We start from the raw sequence: 21465 nt of genomic DNA, 5'->3' as shown, positions 1-21465 counted from the left end.
GAAAGGTGAAAGGCAAAAGGTGAAAGGTCAAAAAAGCTCCACGCCGCCGCTCGGCTCCCAGTCGGGTGGCAACTATCAGGGCGGCCTCTGGCCGCCGGGACTAAAGCAGCCTTTTGTTCTTACACTTAAAACTTCGGCCGGTAATTGGTGGCGGTTGTTTTTTCGTCCCAATATGTGTTAGCTGAGCTTCAGCCGGATGGTATGAAATATCGATATTCACCCCCGCAATTTTGGTGGCATTATTTTGTCAGTGCTATTTATAAATGAGGTGATCAATTCCAAAAAAGCCTAAAAACCTTTAAAAAAACAAGAAATAAAAAAGGTTTTTTTACCTGTCTTTGAAATAAGGAAAGTTTACTCTTTAAAGTTTTAGTCATTGATAATCAGGTATTTAATGATGTTTTGGGTAGATTGTTATCTATTTGATTATCAGTGTGTTTCATTTTTAAGGTGTTCCGCGCTTTCACTCTCAAAAAATGGAACAGTCTCTTTTTACAAAAAAGAGCAGCGGGAGTTTTTTCAATTTTTTTTTGAGAATCAAAAAATTGGGACACCCTTTTTGTTACAAATGAACGAGGGAATTATTGGGCTAACATCATTGTAATATCCTTCTTTCTATCTTCGGGGAGAACTTTTAAATCAACCACTTTGCCATCCTTCAGCGTAGCTTCAACCGTAGTGTTATAAGGTGCATGAAGTTTAAAATGCACATCCCAATCCTTTGGCCAGGCGGGGAACAGCGTGATCTTTTTATCGTCAACCTGCATCAGCATTTCCTGTAAGCCGATCATGCCTGATCCTCCCCAATTATGATCAGGTGTCCAGTCGAAGCCCGGCCCCCAAAATGCCGGAAAGCGCCTGCCCGAGTTTTTGAGCTTGAAGGTTGTTAGTTTGGCTGCCTCACCGGTAAGACCTAAACGGGCCGCAAAAATATTGTCCTGTTTCCAGCCAATGCCGCTCCTGAATTTGGCTACAAGGGTGTCCAGTTTCCATGTATTCAAAGCGGTATCCAATCCCGGTTTGCCCAAGCCAAATATGCCCCATGGAAATACCGGGTAAAATTGCGTGTTTTCCTCGTTGTTAACCCGCTCCCATGATTTTGCCGGGGTAAGGGTTTTATGCCCGTTAATCTCAGCAAATGTAATAGGAGGGATACGTTTTAAAAAGCCTTCCAGTTTGCCACGCTCTTCTTTGCTCAGGTAATTATCCGGTAACGCCAGCATCCGTTTGGTGATGGTTTGCAGGGCAGCGATAGTCGAGTTGGAATTATAGGCCATTTTGAAAGTCTCGGCAGATGAACCGGGATATAATACAAGATGCCCATTGCCATCAAGCGCTTTGGCGCTGCGCTTGCGCGAAAGGTATTGGTAATGCTCATCAAAAAAACTGAGGCAGCTTTCAATAAAGGGAATGTATTGGTGGATATCGTCGCCTTTGTAGCGCTCGGTTTCCAGCATCATGAGGCAAAACTCAAATACGGTGTCCCAGGTATATTCGAGCCAGGCGTTGTACTCTAATCCTTTATCAAAATCGGCAGGGCGTTTCCAGGTATACTCGGCGCTATTGGGCAGACCGAAGTTCTCCACTTGCTCGGTAAAGCATGCGCCATTATGGCCCCAGTAAACCTTACTGCGTAACTCTGCGTTTTTTAGGGAACGGAGATAGAAATCAAACTCCGGCTTCATCATATCAATATCGCCGCTTTTGAGCATCGGGAAATAAACCAACCGCTGGTTTTGGGCCGTCATCAGGCCACCGCCCCAGTTGCGGAAATCAGGTGTAAAAGCATATTGACGATTGACAAAAACTGGATCGTAGGTAAAAAATCCGCCGTTAAATTTGGTAGGCGCTTGTCCGTAAGCATTACAGCCAAGCATGTACCTGAAAAGCTGGTAGTTTTTACCGGTTTGCCAGGCTGTGGTATCATTGTCAGGCTTGTTAGTATTGATGTAGATAAAACTTCTGTCCCAATATTGTTTCCACCAGTCGGCTGTTTTTTGCCAGGCGGATTTGGTGTTACTTTCAGCTTCTTTAACTACTTTTTCGAGGCCTTGCTGCCATTCATTTACAGATCCAGTTTGTTGGGTATTGAGATAGATCTCGATATCCTGCTTGGTTGCTGGTTTAATGCTCTCCAATTTCCATCCTTCAAAATCGGCGTTGAGGTATTGGCCTTTAGTGTTACCTACAGGTTTTAGATTTTTACCCTGCATCAGCCCGCCAAAGGTTAAATTTTTAAGCGGATTGTACATTTGATCCTTAACCGCATCCATCCCCTGCTGCTTTACCGTAACATCAAATATGGTAGAGTCAAGGTTGTGGTGATAGAACTGAATGGCATTGCCTTTAAAGGCGATGTTATCCTTCAGCGTTCTGACATCATTACGCGGGGCAAACTTCCAGGATCCCTCATTTTTTTCCAGGCCTTTCACTTCCCGGTCACGATAACGCCAGCTTTCAAAAATGGCTTCGGTTTTTATGGCTTTATTGCTGCTGATGTTAAGGTGGATCACCGGGCGGTAAACATCAACCCAAAGCTTTATTTCAGCTTTTAAATCGCCGTTTTTTCCGTTGATGAGTACCGAACCATTTTGGAGTTTCAGCTCCTGTTTAAAATCGTTGCCGTCAAAAGGATTGGGTGATAGTTTGATCCTAACACGGCCGGGTTTGAGCATGGCGTTATTTTCGTCAAAAGTGCCACTCCTGGCGATGTAAAAAATCAGCTCGCCTTTTTCAACCCATACGTTCAGCCCTATATCGCCGCCTCCGCAGGGCATGGACTGGCCTGAATTTTGGCTTTGGCTGGTCCACACTTCATTGTATTGTTCAATGCCTTTATTTTGAGCTAACACGATGTTGCAGTACAGGAAGCAGAGTAGCAGGAGTTTTTTCATAATTACCAGTCGTCGGTTCTGAAGGAAGAAACGGGAAGCCCATTGGTACCGAACAGATCACCCACAACAAAATCTTTGAAGGCGTAACGCACGGCCACAGGCTCTTTTACTAAGGGTGAAGATACAATAATTACACTGCCCGATATCATGGCCTGCGCAGGGTAAAACATTTTGTCTTTACCTGCTATCTCAAAGTTTTGGATAGGTTTGTTGAACGAGGTAAGCCCGTTTTCGGCATGCTCAAACCTGATGGTCGCCTGGTTACCGTCAACAGTCATTTCCTTATATAGCGGACTTGCATAATCGAAACCTTTAATGCCATAAGTTTGGGCTAACGCCAAGTAGGCCAATCTTGTGCCGATAGGTTCTTTGCGCGGAGGGTGGATGAGTGCTTGCTCACCCATATCAAGCGATACAGCCATACCGCTGTTAGGTATAGTTGTTAGCGATTTTCGCTGAGCATCACGCAGATAGGCCGAATTATATTTACCTCCACTATTATAAGGCGGAAGCTGCGCATAATCATACGGGGCTATCTGCACATAATAAAAAGGGAAATCACCTTGCTGCCATAGCTCACGCCAGCGTTTTACCATGGCGGGGAATAGTTTTTCATATTGATCCGGCCGGTCGTAATTTGATTCGCCCTGGTACCAGATGCAGCCTTTGATGCCATAACCAATCACCGGGTTCAGCATACCGTTGAACAGGGTAGTAGGCGTGCGTGATACAGCTTTAATGGAGTCTGTTTTGGCCAGGATTTTTATCTCCGGAAAATCTTTCAGTCCGTCAGCATCCATCCAGGCTTCGGCGTTCGAGCCCGCGTAACAATCACTGATTAAACCTATGGGTACATGAAGTACCTCATTTAATAATCTGCCGAAATAATAACCTGTAGCACTAAAGTTGGAGACAAATTCGGGGGAGGCGACATGCCATTCTGATGGTTTGCTATTGTCCTGTACTTCGGTTACTGATGAGTGGGGAACGGTGTAAATATGGATGTTGGCGTTAGATGATTTAAGTATAGCATCAACAGAACCGCTTATTGGCTGGCTTTTATACCCCTTCATAGGGATCTCCATATTTGATTGCCCGGTGCACAGCCAAACTTCGCCAATAAGCACATTGTTTAATGTTATAGTATTACCATCGCTGATGGTGACGGTGTACGGGCCGCCGTAAACGGGGGTGGCAACTTTAACAAGCCATTTGCCATTGGGGTTTACTTTGACTTTGTAGCTTTTTTTGTTCCATGAGGTGTTAACGGTAACCGTTGAGCCTGCCTTGTCCCAGCCCCAGATTGGGGCCGCACTTTGTTGCTGCAGAACTACGTTGTCGGTAAAAATGGATGCCAGTTTTACTTGTGCCTGCGATGATATAAATAGGAGCAAACCCAGGCCTGATGCAAGTAATTTTTTCATTGCTATAAATTATTTGGTAAGCTTTCCGGCTCGCTTAGCCTCAAGCCATCCGCTGAAAAGGAGGTTTTTATTCAACTCGGGTTTAGGGAAAAACAAGCTGGCCACATAGCCTACTATGATTACCACCAGGTGACTATACACCCCGAGCATGTATTTATGCTGATTGAAATTGTACCTGCCTAAATCAAGCAAGATGTGTTTGTCCGTACCCAAACCAATTTTAGTTGATGTTAAAAAAGCATAGCCCGTAAACAGGATGCAGGCAATAATGCCGATGTTCACCCCCTGGCTATTAGCCCGGCTGCTGAACAGTCCCAATAAAAAAATTCCCGCAATACCGCCCGAAAATATAGCGTACAACGTGAATACAATGCCCAATGCACCTTCATCGCCGGCAAGCAGGTAAAGGGTAGCTATGCCCATCGCGCCAAATCCGGCCAGTACTACTATCCATCGTCCTGCTTTTAGGTATTCTTTATCCGATTTATTGGGCCTGAATTTTTTGTAGTAGTCTTCTACGCCAATGGCAGAAAGGCAATTCAGATCGGCGCCGAGGCTGGAGATCGCCGCCGAGATCAGCGCAGCTAATATCAATCCTACAACCCCGGTAGGCAATTTACTCATGATAAAATAGGGGAAAACTGCGTCGGCTTTAATGCCTGCCGGTAGGGGATTTTGTTGGTAGAAGGCAAACAAAGCAGTGCCGATAAACATGAACAAAGCCCATAAAGGAACGGTAAGTGCCACACCCAATATCGATGCCCTGATAGCCGCTTTGTCAGTTTTAGCGGTAAGGTAACGCTGCACCATGGTTTGATCTGTGCCGTATTTTTGGATGGCGTAAAACACACCGTTTATGGCCATTACAATAAATGTGAGCTTTTTGAAATCCCAGGAGTAAGGGCCAAAGTTGTTTTTGTGATTTACGCTGGCAATATGCCAAAGCTCGGGAAAGCCGCCTTTGATTGAACAGATGAGGATGATAAATGAGGCTATACCGCCGCCTATCAGCAGAAAACCCTGTACCACATCTGCCCAGATTACAGCCTCAATCCCACCAATAAGTGTGATGACGATGATCACGAATCCTATCACCCAGATAATGGCGAATGTGTTGGTGTTGGTCATGTTGGATAGTGCCAGTGCCAGCAGAAAAAACACAGTACCCATTTTTGAAAAATGGGTTAATACAAAACTGATAGAGCTGTAAAAACGGGCAAACAAACCAAAGCGTTTTTCAAAGTACTCGTAGGTGCTTACGCCTATAACCTCGCGGTAAAGGGGGACGATAAACCATACCATCAACAGCAATACAATAGGTACCATTAAACCCTGAACAAGCAGGATCCAGTTAGAGGCAAAGCCCTCACCCGGGTAGGCTAAAAAGGTTACACTGCTGATGAGTGTTGCCATTAACGACATGCCTATTGCCCATGCCGGGATGGAACCGCGTGATACGAAATATTTTTTGGTTGAATTTTGTCCTTTCGAAAACTTAAGACCGATGGTTAATGAAATGGCCAGTGCCAGGGCTATGATGATATAATCTGCCAGGTGCAGGGTTTCATGTTTCATATGCAGGTATAATTATTGGTTGCCCAAACGGGGGCAGGCCAGGGGTAGCTGCCGGGTTTTAAAGTTAAACATAATTGGTTATCGCCCGCTATGCGCATATGAATAACTCCCGGAGCTATTAGTTTTGAGGGATATAATTTTTTGATGTTTAAACGTTCAAGTATGGCCCAGGCCGTTGCGCCGCCCTCAATCAGCAATTCGTGAAGATCCGTGTGGTCAATAACCTGTTTTACAATAGCGGCCATTTTGTGGCTCAGCAATACCGGGTCTACCTTTATATCCTTTATAAAATCGGGATTTATGGCGATGATGGCGTTGTTGCCAGATACAATGCTTGATGCTACATGACTGGCAAAAAGGGCATGAACATTGTCACCGCTGGTTTCGGCACAGATGGTTGCTGCCGGAACGTAATGTACCGGGATATTGTTATGCTTGCCATCTTGAAGATTCAGCTTACCCTGAAAAAAAGTGCTGCCAAATACGAACAAACGCCTGCCTGTGGTTTCGGGGTCAGGGGTTTCGATCTTTTGCGGTGATGTTAAGTATTCAAGTAGCGTGGTAAACAAATTTGCTGAACCCGCCAAAAGCGTATTGTTATCTGTTTTGCTGATCCAGTATTTAAGATCATCCTCGTTTTCAGCCGCTCCTATAATAATTCCCGTAGATGGAAATTTGTCTTCTTTTTTTATTAATGAGATACTTTCATCAGCTCTCAATAATTCAACAATATTTGAGCTTAAGGCGGGGAAGGTTGGGTCGTTGGCGAAATCACTCAGGTGAATAGGTTGGCCATTGTAGTGAAATGTATCGCCTATGACTTTTTTTGAATGGTGAGGATTGCCGGGCACAATCAGAGCTCTTTTTAAACCTGATGCCGTCAACTGGCTTTGCAGTTCCTCAATAATGTTCCCCCGTAAAACGGAATCTATCTTCTTGAAAAGAAACCGGGGTTTTAACCGCTGTAATCGGATGGTAAGATCATGAACAATATTCTTCGCTTCATTTACAGCCAGTGAACGGGTATCGGTAGCGATAACAAGCAGGTCGGCATCGCAGTATTCATCAACAGTAGTGCTCACCTCGGTTCTTAACCCGTGGTTAAGACCTATGCCCGCCAGCTCGGCGGCTCCTGTTAAATCATCTGCAATTACAGCGATCATATACTTATACTTTTATCCGGTTTTTGCTCAACTGTACCGCCGATTCAATTGCCAGTATCATAGCATCGCTGCTGGCCACGCCTTTGCCTGCAATTTCAAAGGCTGTCCCATGATCAACCGAGGTGCGGATAATAGGCAGTCCCATAGTGATGTTAACGCCTTTCACGCTGTCCATTTGCTGCTTTTCGGCGTTCCATTTAAAACCGGTAAGCTTAAAGGGGATGTGGCCCTGGTCGTGGTACATAGCTACCACACCACCATAATACCCGGTTGATGCTTTGGAAAATAAAGTATCGGCAGGTACAGGGCCTTCTGCATCGTAACCTAATTTTATTGCTTCCTGAACAGCAGGGAGGATCTCAAAATCATCTTCGGTACCAAACAAACCTGAGTCACCTGCATGGGGGTTAAGTCCGGCTACACCTATCTTCAGGTTTTTTTCTCCAAGGGAAATAAGGCCATCCTGTAAAAGTTCGATTACTTCAATAATGCGGTCTTTCTTAACCAGGTCACAGGCCTGCCTTAGTGATACGTGGGTGGATACATGGATCACCTTCATGTTATGCTCAACTAGTAGCATGGCATATTTTTTTGTACCGGTATAATGGGCATAAATTTCGGTATGTCCGGCAAAATGATGCCCGGCTTCGTTAATTGATTTTTTGTTGATAGGCCCGGTTACCGTTGCGTCAACCTCTCCGTCAAGAGCCAGTTCAATCGCTTTTTTTACTGCTTCAAATGAGGCATTGCCTGCCATTGCCGATATCTCACCAAACCGCAACTGTTCCATATCCACATTTTGCAGATCAAATACATCAGGCTTGCCAAACTCAAAGTTTGCGTTGCGGATATCTTTTATCGAATTGATGCGTGCATCGAAACCCAACCGTTTTACGATATCAAAAAATACACCGGTATCGCCAATGATCACCGGGCGACAAATTTCAAACAGCCTTTCGGTAAGCAGGGCTTTAACAGCTATCTCAGGGCCGATACTGGCCGGATCACCCATGGTTATAGCTATGATCGGTCTTTCGGCTGTCATTGGTAAATCGGTAAACTAAGATTTTCAACATTGAGCATACGCTGCAGTTTTCTTTGCAGATCGGCAGCTTCAGCTTCATTAACTTGCAATAAAGGGGGCATCATGTAAGTACGGCATAACCCAGCGCTTTGCATTAATGATTTTAATGCGGCCAATGATTCGCCCAGCAGGCGTTTGCCCTGGTAAATATCACCGATAAGATTGGAATGCCTTTGTAGTTGCAGCGCGGCGGCTTCGTCGTTATTGTCGGCAGCAACTATCATTTTGTAATAAATATCCGGGAACAGGTTTCCTGTACTTGGCACCAGGCCGTCGCTGCCGGTAAAAAGCGCGTGGGCAGATTGCGCACCCCAACCCAAAAAGTGACTGAAATCGGCTCTGTCGGCCCATAGTTTAAGCGAATCTTTTAAACGCTCGTGATTCCGTTCCGAATCTTTAGTCCCAACAATATTTTCGTGGTGACTTAATTCGTCGAGAAGGTTTAGGTTTATCGATACATTGGTTGTAGCCGGTATGTTGTAAACTATCAGCGGGATAGGTACTTCGTTTGCCAGCGTTTCAAAGTATGTTTTAATTTCGTATTCAGTTAAAGTGAAATAGGCAGGTAAGTGTGCTACTGCAACGTCAATACCTTCGTCGGCACAGCGTTTGGCGAGGTCAATTGAATCGGCCAGGCAATTGGATGAAATGCCTGCATAAAGCAAGCGGCCAGGTTGCCTTATAGAAACAGCACATTTAATGAAATCGAGCTTGAGCTCGTTTGATAGCGACGCTGACTCGCCGGTAGTTCCCAATATGAAAGGTACGCCTCCGTAGTTAAAGATGCTGTCGAATATTTTTTCAACTGCTTCGTGGTCAAGTTTGTAGTTGTCGGTAAGTGGCGTAATTGATGGCACTACCAGGCCGTTATATTTCTTTTTTAGTTTCATTAGTATGTTTTAATAAGCAGCCTCGTAAATGTTAACGGCATCATCTATGTTTATCGGTCGCGGATTGTTTTTAAGCAAGCGCGTAATTTTCATGGCATCGGCGGCCATTTGGGGTATGGTGTTTTTATCTATGTCTATTTCTTTCAAGCTTGCGGGGATTCCGCAGTCCTTAATCAGTTGCCTGATCTTTTCAACACCGGCATGAGCCGTTTCAAAATCGTTGATGCTGCTGTTACAACCCAATGCACGGGCAACGGCAGCATATCGCTCAGGTGCTGCCGGAATGTTGTATTCCATTACAAACGGCAGTAACAACGCGTTTGATAAACCATGGGCAATATGATACAGGCTGCCCAACGGATAGGAGAGTGCATGTACGCCCGCAGTGTTAACCGGGCCTAAACAAAAACCACCCATTAAACTGCCAATAGCCAATTGTGTACGGGCATCTTCATCAGTGCCGTCATTTACTGCTTTAACCAGGTTATCAGCTATAAGCCTGATCCCTTCAAGTGCATACATATCTATAAAAGGATGTGCGTATAGATTGGTATAAGCTTCAAGGCAATGGGTTAATGCATCAAGACCTGTGGCCGCGGTAACCTCTGTTGGGAGACTTATCATCAATGCCGGATCAATGATCACCACATCCGGAACCAGGTGAGGGCTTATAATGCCTTTCTTCTGGTTATCCGCATCATCTATCAATATAGCGTTGGGTGATGCTTCGCTGCCTGTACCCGCTGTTGTAGGTACACAAATGAGTTTTTTATTGCGATTTTTAAGCAAACCGATTCCTGTTATATCTGCCAATGTTTGATTATTGTCAATCTGTGCAGCTATGAGCTTAGCCACATCAAGCACACTGCCGCCGCCAATGCCTATGATCACATCGGCTTCAGTATGTTTTACAGATGCAAGCAAATCTCCAAAATCCTTGAACGAAGGCTCCCGTACTATGGAGGTATCAACACGAGCGTTAATCCCTGCTTCTTTAAATTGAGCCAAAAGTGGTTCAAGTTTATTTAATAGCGGACTGATGGTAATAATTAAAGCTGATTTATACCCGCCGCTGATAACATCACCGGTTAATTTAAAAAGCGAGTTTTTGCCAACAATTACCTGGCCCGGAAACCGGATAGTGATGTCGCGATAAGGATGTACAGTTTGCGGCATATACTTATATATTAATAATAGCTGGCCCTGGTTAATTGGTTTTGATATAAAACAAAGATGGATAATGCCGCCTCCCATTTTTATCCAACCGTTATCCAATTATTATACGATATTATCAAAAGGGATATCTGCCGGTAAGTTATTATGATATGATCTGCCTGTAATTTGCTTTAACAGGTAGTTGGAGTAGTAAATAATCGCTAAAATATAAGGAGACGGGGCATGACAGTTCGGCAACTAAAGGCCGGTAACTTAGCAAAAAGTTGAATATAAGGATAAAGGGCCAAGTTTATAAAGGTCGTTTATCTTTTAATGCTTTTATTCATCGGTGGTCAAACCGCCATCTCCTAATTATAAATCATCCGGCTAAACTCCGGTATTTTTTAATATTTCTGTTAACCAATTAAATACATATCTCCATGAAAGTAGTAAAAACGTTAGGACAATTTATTATAGAGAAACAAGCAGATTTCCCTTTTGCCAAAGGCGAACTGTCAAGGCTTTTGCGGGATATAGGCATTGCCGCTAAAATTGTTAACCGCGAGATTAGTAAAGCAGGACTTATCGATATCATAGGCGAAACCGATTCTGTGAACTCCCATGGTGAACGTCAGAAAAAGATGGATGTTTATGCCAATGAACAATTCATTTCGGCATTGCGCAGTGGTGGTGAATGCTGCGTTGTGGCTTCTGAAGAGAATGATGAACATATCCTGATAGAATCAGAGATCTCAAAACATGCCAAATATATTGTGGCGATTGACCCGCTTGATGGCTCATCAAATATTGATGTGAATGTAAGTGTGGGCACCATATTTTCTATCTATCGCCGTAAATCAACCGAAGGTGCAGCTAAACTGGAAGATGTATTGCAAAAAGGTACTGAGCAGGTAGCGGCCGGTTATGTAATTTACGGCTCATCAACAATGCTGGTTTATACAACTGGCAAAGGAGTTAACGGCTTTACACTTGATCCATCAATAGGCGAGTTTTGCCTGTCGCACGCTGATATTAAAATGCCTAAGGATGGCTATATTTATTCTATTAATGAGGGGTATTATACCCATTTCCCTTTAGGCGTAAAAAAATATATTAAATATTGCCAGGTTGAAGATATCGCTACCAACCGTCCGTACACTTCAAGGTACACAGGTTCAATGATTGCGGATATCCATCGCAACCTGATTAAAGGCGGAATCTTTTTATATCCAACTACCGCGCAATATCCAAATGGCAAACTAAGACTGGTTTATGAATGCAATCCGATGGCCTTTATTATTGAGCAGGCGGGTGGTTTAGCGTCTACAGGTTATGAGCGGATCCTTGATTTGGATGTTAATGAACTTCACCAGCGCTCGGCTATTTTTATCGGTTCAGAAAATATGGTTAAGCGGGCCGAAGATTTTATGCTGGCCTTTTCTTCGCAACAGTCAGCCATAACCCAACATAAACAGGTTATTTAGTTAGCAAAGAGCTTCTGTTTACAGTTTGGTTATTATCAGGCTGATAAATGAAGTTATTTCATGCGCTTTGATATAAAAATTAGGTAAGACTAATTTTTTTTATTTGTTTTGTATATTGTTTACAATATGCCAAAGCGAATGAAGGTGTTGTTTTTACTGTCTCTTTTGTTAATGCCGGTAGTGGTTTTTGCCCAGCATGGTTCCCTCAGGGGAAAGCTTACCGCGGGTAGTGAACCGCTTTCTTTTGCTACCGTTGCCCTTTTCGGAACTTCTATTGGGGGTACAACAAATGATAAGGGTTATTACCATTTGAAAAACGTTCCGGCAGGTACATACACGGTTGTGTTTTCTAATGTCGGGTATGTAACCGGGCGTTACAATGTAAGCGTAAAACCGGAGGAAGCTACCGTATTGAATGGTAATCTCCAGGAAAGCAGTTCTAAATTGAATGAAGTAACTGTGACTGGAGTATCCCGGAAAACAGAATTGAGAAGTAATCCCATACCTATCGCGGTAATGACCCGGAAAGAGATGGATCAGAATGTAAATAACAACATTATTGATGCTATAGTAAAAGGGGTGCCGGGGGTTAACGCGGTTACTACCGGACCTAATATCTCCAAGCCATTTATCAGGGGATTGGGCTACAATCGAGTTTTAACTTTGTATGATGGTGTGCGACAGGAAGGACAGCAATGGGGCGATGAACACGGTATTGAGATAGACCAGTACGGTATTGGTCGCGCAGAAGTAGTGAAAGGACCGGCAAGTTTAACCTATGGCTCGGATGCACTGGCGGGAGTGATCAACATAATCCCTTATCTGCCGGCTGGCGAAAACAATGTTTTGAAAGGTGACTATACTGCCGATTACCATACCAACAATGGAATGATCGGTACCTCATTGGGTTTATCTTATAAGAAGAACGACTGGCGGTACGCCTTTCGGGCTACCGCAAAAGCCGCACATGCTTATCATAACAGCGTTGATGGTTATGTATATAATACAGGTTTCCGCGAGTTTAATCTATCGGGCATGGCGAGGGTTGATAAAAACTGGGGGTACTCGCAAATTGCCGCTACAGTTTATGATAATCGGCAGGAAATTCCTGACGGTAGCAGGGATTCGCTTACGAGGCAGTTTACCAAACAAATAGCCGAAAGTAGTACAGACAATATCAGGAACCGGCCAATTGTTAGTAACGATGAGTTAAGATCATACAGCATAACGCCACTACATCAGCGCATTCAGCATTATCGAATTTACTCGCATAATGAATTTAAGTTGGGCGAAGGAAGCAGTATCAATGCTTCGTTCGGGCTGCAGCAAAGCGTCCGCAGAGAATATAATCATCCCACACAGGTAGATCAGCCGGGATTGTACGTAGTGCTTAATACACTTAATTATGATCTGAAATACAATTTGCCAACTATTGCAGGTATTGAAAGCACCCTTGGTGTAAACGGCATGTACCAAACTAATCGCAGTAAAACGGCAACTGACTTCCCCATCCCGGATTATAACCTGTTTGATGCGGGGACTTTTTTCTTCGCAAAAAAAAAAATCGGAAAAGTTGATATTTCGGGCGGCTTGAGGTATGATAACAGGCACATCCGCTGGAATGATTTTTATGTGGGGCCAAACTCCAAAAACGGGTTTGAGCAGCATGTGAAATTGCCGGATACGGCAGGTGCGCATTTACAGTTTCCGGCTTTTAAGCATGTTTACCAGGGTGTTTCAGGGAGTTTGGGGATAACTTATAATATTAGCGAACGCTTGTTGTTTAAGGCTAATATTGCCCGGGGGTATCGTGCGCCAAATATCACTGAAATAGGCTCGAACGGGCTCGACCCAGGTGCACATATCGTATATTTAGGCAACCGTAGCTTCAATCCCGAATTTAGTTTGCAGGAGGACTTGGGCTTCATCGCCTACCTGAAAGATGTTGACCTAATTGCCGAGCTGTTTAATAATCACATCAATAATTACATTTACCAGGCTAAACTTACTGATGCCAATGGCAATCCTGTGGTGATTGTACCGGGTAACAGCACTTATCAATACCAGCAAAGCAGTGCCCGCTTGTATGGGGCCGAGTTTACGCTAAATGTGCATCCCCAAAATGTTAAATGGCTGGCTTTTAACAACAGCCTGGCTTATGTAACGGGAATCAACGGCAATAAACAGCTTATTGATGAATCTAACGGCGCAGCTAAATATCTGCCATTTATCCCGCCACTGCATATCCGGTCGGAATTTAAGGCGAGTTTTCAGAAAGCGTATGGTGCTTTTTCTAAGATTTACTTTAAGGCCGAGATGGATGCTTATACTACCCAAAACCGCTTTTATGCTTTGGATAACACGGAGACAGCTACGCCCTGTTACGCCCTCTTTAATATCGGAGCAGGCACTACTATCAAAAATAAATCGAACAAGCCTGTTTGCGAGCTTTTTTTACAGGTGGATAATTTGTTTGATAAAGCCTATCAATCCAACCTTAACCGTTTAAAGTATTTTGAATATTACCAGTCGTCGCCGAACAGGCACCTGGGTATTTATAATATCGGGCGAAATATCAGTTTTAAAGCTGTTTTTCCTTTTTGATTTATTTTTAATGAAATATGGCTTTTTTTGTTTTTATTGCCTTGTGTTTCTGCACATCATGTAAGCGTGCGATAATAACGTGCCATCAGGGTCTCTCGCAGAGGACCCTGATGTATACACCGGGCAAATTCGCCGTTCTGAATGCCCTCGAAGAAGTATAGAACGCGGCTGAACCTCAGGGTCCTCTGCGAGAGACCCTAAGGGGACGTGAAAGTGTGCGATAATGATTTCAAAATTTATCGGGCGATGTGCCTAAAACTCAATAATCATAAAAATATCTAAAGTAAATGATATATAAAACAAAGGTTTTCATTTGTATGCTGCTGTGTGGCATATGCGGTGGGGTGATCAGCGCTCAGGCGCAATTGCAAGTGCCGGCTTCTTATGATTTAATTAAACGGGTGGTGCCCGGTCATGCACAAAATTTTGTTGTTCAACCGCTTTCTGAAAATGAAGCCAAAGATGTTTTTGAAGTAGAAGGTGCTAAAGGCAAAATTGTACTCAGGGGCAATAATGGTATCGCAGTGGCATCGGCCTTATACTATTATCTCACCGAATATGCACATTGCCAAATCACCTGGAACGGTACAAATCTGAACCTTCCCGTAAAGTTACCTATACCAGCTCAAAGGGTTCATAAAACTACGCCTTACCAATACCGGTACTATCTTAACTATTGTACCTATAGCTACAGTATGAGCTGGTGGAACTGGAAACGGTGGGAAAAGGAAATTGACTGGATGGCGCTGCACGGAATCAATATGCCGCTGGCCATAACCGGGCAGGAGTATGTGTGGGATAAAGTTTATAAAGGCATGGGCTTTAGCAGTAAAGATATGCAGGACTTTTTTACCGGCCCCGCATATTTTGGCTGGTTTTATATGGGCAATATAGATAAATGGGACGGTCCGTTGCCCGCAAGCTGGATAACCAGTCACCGGGATTTGCAGATCAAAATATTGCAGCGCGAACGCGAACTGGGTATAAAACCGGTACTACCCGCATTTACAGGTCACGTGCCGGCATCGTTTAAAAAACATTTCCCCAACGCCAAACTAAAGCAAACCAACTGGAACAACGGCTTTGCCGATACCTATATCCTGGATTCGGAAGACCCGCTATTTGCGGAGATCGGAAAGAAATTTATACAGGAGCAAACCAGGGTTTATGGTACCGATCATTTGTACTCTGCCGATACCTTTAACGAAAATGAGCCGCCGTCAAACGATCCTAAATTTCTTTCGGAACTAAGCGCGAGGGTTTATGACGGTATGAAAGGGGCCGATCCGAAAGCTGTTTGGGTAATGCAGGGCTGGTTATTTTTTAGCGACCGTAAATTCTGGCAAAACGAGCAGATCAAAGCGCTACTGAATGCTGTACCTGATGATCATATGATCGTACTTGACCTCAATACCGATTATGAACCGATATGGAAACGGACTGAAGCATTTTACGGCAAACCCTGGATCTGGAACATGCTGCATAACTATGGCGGTAACAATAGCTTGTTTGGCAGGATAGAGGCGGTAGCAACGCAGCCGGCGCAGGCCCTTAATGATCCTAAATCGGGGAAAATGGTTGGCATTGGTTTAACAATGGAGGCCATTGAACAAACCCCCGTGCTTTATGAACTGATGACGCAGCATACCTGGCAAAACAAGCCAATTGACCTTGATCAATGGCTGCCGGAGTACTTGTTTAACCGCTATGGTGTAAAAAGCCAGGATGCGCTTGATGCCTGGCAAACACTCAGGACTACCGTTTTTAACGGCAAGGATATTCGTGATGGTGCTGAATCGATCATTACCGGCAGGCCAACGCTTGATTCGGCCGCTATATGGACACGTACCCGTTTAAATTACAACCGCAAAGACCTGCTGCCTGCCTGGGATAAAATGATTGCCGCCATCCCTGTATGCAGACAAAGCAGCGGTTTTAACTACGATCTGGTAGATGTAACCCGGCAGATATTAGCTAATTACGGCAGGCCGCTGCAGCTAAAATGGATCAAAGCCTACAAGGATAGGGATGAAAAGGCTTTTGACAAGTATACGGTCGAATACCTTAACCTGATAACAGATATGGACAGGCTGCTGGCTACCCGCAAAGATTTTATGCTGGGCCCATGGATAGCCGATGCCCGGAGCTGGGGAACTACCCCCGGTGAAAAGGCGCTTTATGAAAAAAATGCCCGTAACCTGATAACGCTTTGGGGCGGTGCTGATAGTCCATTGCATGAATACTCGTGCAGGCAGTGGAGCGGTTTGCTCAATGACTTTTATAAAGTACGCTGGCAAAAATTCTTTGATTTATTGAAGGGATCATTTAAAACAGGTAAAGAACCCGATTTTAAACAATTTGATAAATCGATAAGCAACTGGGAATGGCAATGGGTTAATTCATCCAAAACTTATCCCGTTGCTCCTGCCGGCAGCAGCACCATTGTTGCAAAGCAGCTTTATGAAAAATACAGAACAAACATGGGTAACGATCTTAAGTAATGGATACATCGACAGCTAAATCTGCAACTACCGTGGCAAAGCCCGCAAGGTTATTATCGTTAGACGCCCTTCGTGGGTTTGATATGTTTTGGATCATGAGTGGGGAAGGGGTAGTGCATGCGCTTGCTAAAGCTACCGGCTGGCCGCTGTTGGTATGGATGTCGGGACAGCTACATCATACCGAATGGAATGGGATCACCTTTTATGATATGATCTTTCCATTGTTTTTGTTTATTGCCGGGGTTTCCATGCCTTATTCAATGGGCAACAAAGTTGCTAAACATGGGGTAGCTCACCCATATCTGTTGCCGTCCTCAGCCAAAGGCGAAATTTATCGCTCCATGATCAGGCGTACCATTATCCTGTTGTTTTTAGGGGTGGTTGTTAACGGCTTGTTTAAGTTTAACGGTTTAGAGAATACACGCTTTGCGAGTGTGCTTGGACGTATCGGCCTGGCCTGGTTTTTTGCGGGTGTAATTTATCTGAATTTTGGTACCCGGGGGCAAATTTTATGGTTTGGCATTTTACTGCTGGGCTATTGGGCTGCCATGGAACTGATCCCCGTACCTGGTTACGGGGCAGGGGTTTTAACCATGAACGGCAGCCTGGAATCTTACATCGACCGTTTATTACTTCCCGGTCGCCTGCATGATAAGGTGCATGACCCTGAAGGTATCTTATCTACCATTCCCGCTATTGGTACCGCCATGCTGGGGATTTTTACAGGCCAGTTCCTGAAGCTGGAATCTGCAAAATGGCCAATGTGGAAAAAGGGTGTTTGTTTATTAGCAGCCGGTATTTTATTTATCGGGTTAGGGATGCTTTGGAATCTTGCTTTCCCCATCAATAAACGTTTATGGACAAGTTCGTTTGTAATGTTTGTAGGTGGATGGAGCCTGATTTTCCTGTCTGTATTTTACCTCGTGATTGACGTTGCCGGATACAAAAAATGGGCATTCCCTTTTGTGCTCATCGGGGTAAACTCTATCCTGATCTACCTGGCATCTGAAGGGATGGTTGATTTTCAGCATACAGCTAATTTTTTGTTCGGGGGAATAATAAGTCATCTTGCTCAAAGCTGGCAACCGGTGTGGGCCGCTATATCTATTGTATTTGTACAGCTTGCTTTGTTGTACTTTTTATACCGAAATAAGATTTTCCTGAAAATATAAACTAAGAAGCTGTTTGAATGTAGAGACACATAATTGCGTCTCCCGCATGCAAGGTCAAAGTAGTTTGAATTCTTTCAACGGCTCTCGTAAGTTTAAATTTTCCCTTAAAGATGCATTGTTGTTTAATCTGCAATGCGTGTTGTTTTGCCCCTCTGGGGCAAAGGATATTTCTATAATTTTTTATGCTACAAACCTTTTGCACCTCTGGTGCACTTGTCCTTAAGAACATCTCAATTAATATCATTTGTCAAATTATAAAAACCCCCCTCTGGTGCACCTGTCCTTAAGTACATTTCAATTAGTATCGTTTATCAGTTTATAAAATCCCCCAGAGGGGGAAAAGGGTTGTAGTAGACAATTTTCAACCTCTTATCCGAACCCCAGAGGGGTTCAACTTACGCTGGTTACTCAATTAGCTATAGCCATTTGACTATTAATTTGTAAGCTAACTTGAGTCTGCGAGTGACGAAATCAGAAAAATAATTAAGATAAAATCGTATTAAATTAGTTAATTGTTAAAATAACACTTAATATTGAATTGTTTTTACCTTTATTATGACCAGGCGCATACTTTTCTTTTTTACACTTGTTTTGATTGGCACAGCTTCACGTGCGCAAAAACAAATGATCCCAAATCCAATAACCGGGGGATACTTCGCCGATCCAACTATTGTGAAAGATAAAGGCCGCTATTTTATTTATGCCACAATTGATCCCTGGGGCGATAAAGAGCTGGCTGTGCTGGAAACTACTGATTTTATTAAGTTTACACGTCATCATATCAACTGGCCTACCAAACAAACCTGCACTACTCCAGCCTCGCTCAATGAAATGGTTTGGGCACCATCTGTAGTAAAAGGAAAGGACAACAAATTTTACATGTATGTAGCCGTGGGCGGTGAAGTTTGGGGAGGTGTAAGCGATACACCGCTTGGTCCATGGAAAAATTTAAAGAGCGACAATACGCCTATGGTAAAATCTACAGATTATCCGCAGGTGCATAATATCGATCCGGATTGCTTTATTGATAGTGACGGCAGTGCTTATTTGTATTGGGGATCAGGATATAAATGGATCAACGGACATTGTATGGCTGTAAAGCTAAAGAATGATATGGTGTCGTTTGACGGGGTGCCGAAAGACATTACCACGCCTCATTTTTTTGAAGGTGCGCATATGATTAAACGTAACCAAACTTATTACCTCATGTTTTCGGAAGGTAAAGCCATCGATGCCACTTACCAGGTGGGTTACGCTAAAGGAAACAGTCCGCTGGGTCCTTTCCTTGAGGATGAACACAGGGTTATATTGAACACGTCTGCCGATAGTACTGTGATTGGTCCCGGCCACCATACCACCTTTGTTGAAAAAGGACAGCGCTATATTTTATACCACCGCATTTTTCCGCAAAAAGAATCCTTTGTATTACGACAGCTGTGCCTTGATAGTTTAAATTTTGATGCGGATGGTAATATTAAAAAGGTAAGCACTAAAGGAGTACAAAAGTTCAATTAACCCTATAACCTGTTATGATGAAAAAAATAGCCTATACAGCGCTGTTATTAACACTTGCATTTACCTGGTTTGGAGCCTCTGCGCAGCAAAAAGCAGATGCCACAAAACCCAAAAAGATTAGTCCTGACCTTTTCGGGATCTTTTTTGAAGATTTAAGTTATGCGGCAGATGGAGGCCTTTATGCCGAACTTATCCAGAACCGCTCATTTGAATATAACCCGGCCGATAACCGTGACTGGAACTCGATGACCGCCTGGAAATACCAAACAGATGGGTTTGGTTATGGTACCATTTCTGTAGAAACGGCTGCTCCAGTTCACCCCAATAACCCGCATTATATTTTACTTGATATTCAGGATGAAGGGCAAAAGGGAGTTGGGCTCGAAAATTCAGGGTTTGACGGGATTCCTGTAAAGGCGGGTAAAAACTATGATTTTTCCGTTTTTTTAAATGTGATTTCAGATCAGTCTTTACCTGTAAAGGTCGCCCTGGTTGACAGGAAGGGTAAAGAATTAGGCTCTTCTTCATTTACGACATCTGATAAAGGCTGGAAAAAATATGCCGAACAGATTCATGTTAATTTTGACAACGACAGTGCCAAACTGGTATTGTTGATTAAAGCGAAAGGGAAAATCGGGATAGATATGGTGTCATTGTTCCCGGAGGAAACTTTTAAAAATCATAAAAATGGATTGCGGGCTGATTTGGCGCAGGTTATCGCCGATATAAAACCAAAGTTTATGCGTTTTCCCGGCGGCTGCCTTACCCATGGGGATGGCGTCGCCAACATTTATCGCTGGAAAAATACCATCGGCCCGGTTGAGCAGCGGGTAGAGCAACGTAACATCTGGAATTATCATCAAACAGCAGGTTTAGGTTATTTTGAATATTTTCAGTTTTGTGAGGATATCGGTGCAAAGCCTGTTCCTGTACTTGCGGCAGGAGTGAGCTGTCAAAACTCTGGCGGTACGTGGAGGATAGGTTCTACCGGGCAAAAAGGTATCCCGATGGAAGAAATGAAAGCCTATGTACAGGATGTACTCGATCTGGTAGAATATGCCAACGGGCCCGTTACATCTACCTGGGGCGCAAAACGTGCCGCGGCGGGTCATCCGGCACCTTTTAACCTGGAATACCTTGGTATAGGTAATGAAGATAAGATCACCGGCGTATTTGAAGAGCGTTTCAGAATGATCTATGATGCCGTGCACAAGGCCCATCCCGAAATTAAAATCATCGGTACGGTAGGCCCGAGCCCTAGCGGCGATGACTTTGAGAAAGGCTGGAAACTGGCCGATCAGCTTTCGGTTGGTATTGTTGATGAACATTACTATGAAAAGCCGCAATGGTTTTTAAAAAACACCCAACGTTATGATGCATACAACAGGCTTAGGTCAAAAGTTTATATAGGCGAATATGCTTCGTGGGGTAATACCCTGTTCAATGCCTTATCAGAAGCGGTTTACATGACTAGTTTAGAACGTAACGGAAATGTGGTTAGAATGGCGTCATACGCACCGCTTATTGCCAGGATTGGCCACACTTCATGGAACCCCAATTTGATATATTTTAATGGCAATAAGGTTTTTCCAACGGTTAACTATTACATTCAGCAGCAGTTTGCTGCTAATTCGGGCAATGAGTATTTGCCGGGTGTAATAAAGCTTAAAGGTGAAAAAGCGGTTATTGACACTACCGCGGGTGTTTCAACCGTACGCGACTCCGCGACAGGAGATGTTATTCTGAAGATTGCCAATGCAGGTAATGCAGCCGTTTCGGGAGAGGCTGATCTGTCAAAAATTAACAAACTGCCCAAGTCGGCAACACTTACTGTTATTACAGGCAATCCGGAGGTGAAGAATTCTGCCGATAATTCGCAAGCCATCGTCCCACAATCATCAGTAATAAAATTGCAAAAGAAGTGGGCTTTCACCGTACCTGCCTATTCATTGACGGTTGTCAGAATTAGCGGCAGAGAGATAGAAAAGCACAAATAATTATCCT

The 21465-nt window shown here is 43.8% G+C and carries 13 protein-coding genes; 6 read left to right on the top strand and 7 right to left on the bottom strand.

Translation table 11 applies throughout. The features are described from left to right. Positions 1–581: 581 nt before the first annotated feature. From ABID99_RS19415 to ABID99_RS19385, 7 genes are read right to left on the bottom strand one after another with little or no spacing between them, the layout of a single operon-like run. On the bottom strand, positions 582–2894 hold the full coding sequence (locus tag ABID99_RS19415) for a DUF5703 domain-containing protein (RefSeq protein ID WP_373614821.1): 2313 nt from the start codon (positions 2892–2894) through the stop codon (positions 582–584). Positions 2895–2896: 2 nt separating this feature from the next. After that, positions 2897–4318, bottom strand: a complete 1422-nt coding sequence (locus ABID99_RS19410; protein WP_373614820.1) for a sialate O-acetylesterase — start codon at positions 4316–4318, stop codon at positions 2897–2899. A gap of 9 nt (positions 4319–4327) precedes the next feature. Beyond that, on the bottom strand, positions 4328–5893 hold the full coding sequence (locus ABID99_RS19405) for a sodium:solute symporter (protein WP_373614819.1): 1566 nt from the start codon (positions 5891–5893) through the stop codon (positions 4328–4330). Continuing rightward, complete coding sequence (locus ABID99_RS19400) at positions 5890–7056, bottom strand: four-carbon acid sugar kinase family protein (RefSeq protein WP_373614818.1); 1167 nt, start codon at positions 7054–7056, stop codon at positions 5890–5892. The genes ABID99_RS19405 and ABID99_RS19400 overlap by 4 nt, the downstream gene beginning before the upstream one ends. Positions 7057–7060: 4 nt before the next feature. Then, positions 7061–8101 carry a 4-hydroxythreonine-4-phosphate dehydrogenase PdxA gene (pdxA, locus tag ABID99_RS19395; protein ID WP_090531597.1) on the bottom strand — a complete coding sequence of 347 codons (1041 nt, stop codon included), beginning with the start codon at positions 8099–8101 and terminating at the stop codon, positions 7061–7063. Continuing rightward, positions 8098–9030, bottom strand: coding sequence for a dihydrodipicolinate synthase family protein (locus tag ABID99_RS19390; protein WP_090531595.1), 933 nt, complete (start codon positions 9028–9030; stop codon positions 8098–8100). Before ABID99_RS19390 ends, pdxA begins: the two co-directional genes overlap by 4 nt. Positions 9031–9039: 9 nt before the next feature. Next, positions 9040–10206, bottom strand: a complete 1167-nt coding sequence (locus tag ABID99_RS19385; RefSeq protein WP_373614817.1) for an iron-containing alcohol dehydrogenase — start codon at positions 10204–10206, stop codon at positions 9040–9042. Between the two features lie 419 nt (positions 10207–10625). On the opposite strand from ABID99_RS19385, the gene fbp reads away from it, so the two are divergent. The 6 genes from fbp to ABID99_RS19355 all read left to right on the top strand — a co-directional run bounded on the left by fbp (position 10626) and on the right by ABID99_RS19355 (position 21458). Next, positions 10626–11669, top strand: coding sequence for a class 1 fructose-bisphosphatase (gene fbp, locus ABID99_RS19380; protein WP_188832977.1), 1044 nt, complete (start codon positions 10626–10628; stop codon positions 11667–11669). A 126-nt stretch (positions 11670–11795) separates the two neighbouring features. Beyond that, complete coding sequence (locus tag ABID99_RS19375) at positions 11796–14273, top strand: TonB-dependent receptor (protein ID WP_373614816.1); 2478 nt, start codon at positions 11796–11798, stop codon at positions 14271–14273. Positions 14274–14560: 287 nt separating this feature from the next. Further along, entirely contained in the window at positions 14561–16774 is a 2214-nt protein-coding gene (locus tag ABID99_RS19370; RefSeq protein ID WP_373614815.1) for an alpha-N-acetylglucosaminidase, read from the top strand. Further along, on the top strand, positions 16774–17946 hold the full coding sequence (locus ABID99_RS19365; RefSeq protein ID WP_176623019.1) for an acyltransferase family protein: 1173 nt from the start codon (positions 16774–16776) through the stop codon (positions 17944–17946). The genes ABID99_RS19370 and ABID99_RS19365 overlap by 1 nt, the downstream gene beginning before the upstream one ends. A 555-nt stretch (positions 17947–18501) precedes the next feature. Continuing rightward, positions 18502–19461 carry a family 43 glycosylhydrolase gene (locus ABID99_RS19360; RefSeq protein ID WP_373614814.1) on the top strand — a complete coding sequence of 320 codons (960 nt, stop codon included), beginning with the start codon at positions 18502–18504 and terminating at the stop codon, positions 19459–19461. Positions 19462–19475: 14 nt separating this feature from the next. Beyond that, positions 19476–21458 (top strand): alpha-L-arabinofuranosidase C-terminal domain-containing protein, encoded by a 1983-nt coding sequence (locus tag ABID99_RS19355; RefSeq protein ID WP_373614813.1) that lies wholly within the window; start codon positions 19476–19478, stop codon positions 21456–21458. The last annotated feature ends 7 nt before the right edge of the window (positions 21459–21465 follow it).

Source organism: Mucilaginibacter sp. OAE612 (assembly GCF_041806395.1).
Classification (GTDB): Bacteria; Bacteroidota; Bacteroidia; order Sphingobacteriales; family Sphingobacteriaceae; genus Mucilaginibacter; species Mucilaginibacter rubeus.
The sequence above is the reverse complement of the archived record's forward strand: the minus strand, read 5'-3'. Positions and strand labels throughout refer to the sequence as shown.

Coding starts and splice junctions, on each gene's coding strand:
- fbp (WP_188832977.1), top strand. CDS start 10,626: ATGAAAGTAGTAAAAACGTTAGGACAATTTATTATAGAGAAACAAGCA.
- ABID99_RS19415 (WP_373614821.1), bottom strand. CDS start 2,894: ATGAAAAAACTCCTGCTACTCTGCTTCCTGTACTGCAACATCGTGTTA.
- ABID99_RS19385 (WP_373614817.1), bottom strand. CDS start 10,206: ATGCCGCAAACTGTACATCCTTATCGCGACATCACTATCCGGTTTCCG.
- ABID99_RS19365 (WP_176623019.1), top strand. CDS start 16,774: ATGGATACATCGACAGCTAAATCTGCAACTACCGTGGCAAAGCCCGCA.
- ABID99_RS19405 (WP_373614819.1), bottom strand. CDS start 5,893: ATGAAACATGAAACCCTGCACCTGGCAGATTATATCATCATAGCCCTG.
- ABID99_RS19360 (WP_373614814.1), top strand. CDS start 18,502: ATGACCAGGCGCATACTTTTCTTTTTTACACTTGTTTTGATTGGCACA.
- ABID99_RS19410 (WP_373614820.1), bottom strand. CDS start 4,318: ATGAAAAAATTACTTGCATCAGGCCTGGGTTTGCTCCTATTTATATCA.
- ABID99_RS19390 (WP_090531595.1), bottom strand. CDS start 9,030: ATGAAACTAAAAAAGAAATATAACGGCCTGGTAGTGCCATCAATTACG.
- ABID99_RS19375 (WP_373614816.1), top strand. CDS start 11,796: ATGCCAAAGCGAATGAAGGTGTTGTTTTTACTGTCTCTTTTGTTAATG.
- ABID99_RS19370 (WP_373614815.1), top strand. CDS start 14,561: ATGATATATAAAACAAAGGTTTTCATTTGTATGCTGCTGTGTGGCATA.
- pdxA (WP_090531597.1), bottom strand. CDS start 8,101: ATGACAGCCGAAAGACCGATCATAGCTATAACCATGGGTGATCCGGCC.
- ABID99_RS19355 (WP_373614813.1), top strand. CDS start 19,476: ATGATGAAAAAAATAGCCTATACAGCGCTGTTATTAACACTTGCATTT.
- ABID99_RS19400 (WP_373614818.1), bottom strand. CDS start 7,056: ATGATCGCTGTAATTGCAGATGATTTAACAGGAGCCGCCGAGCTGGCG.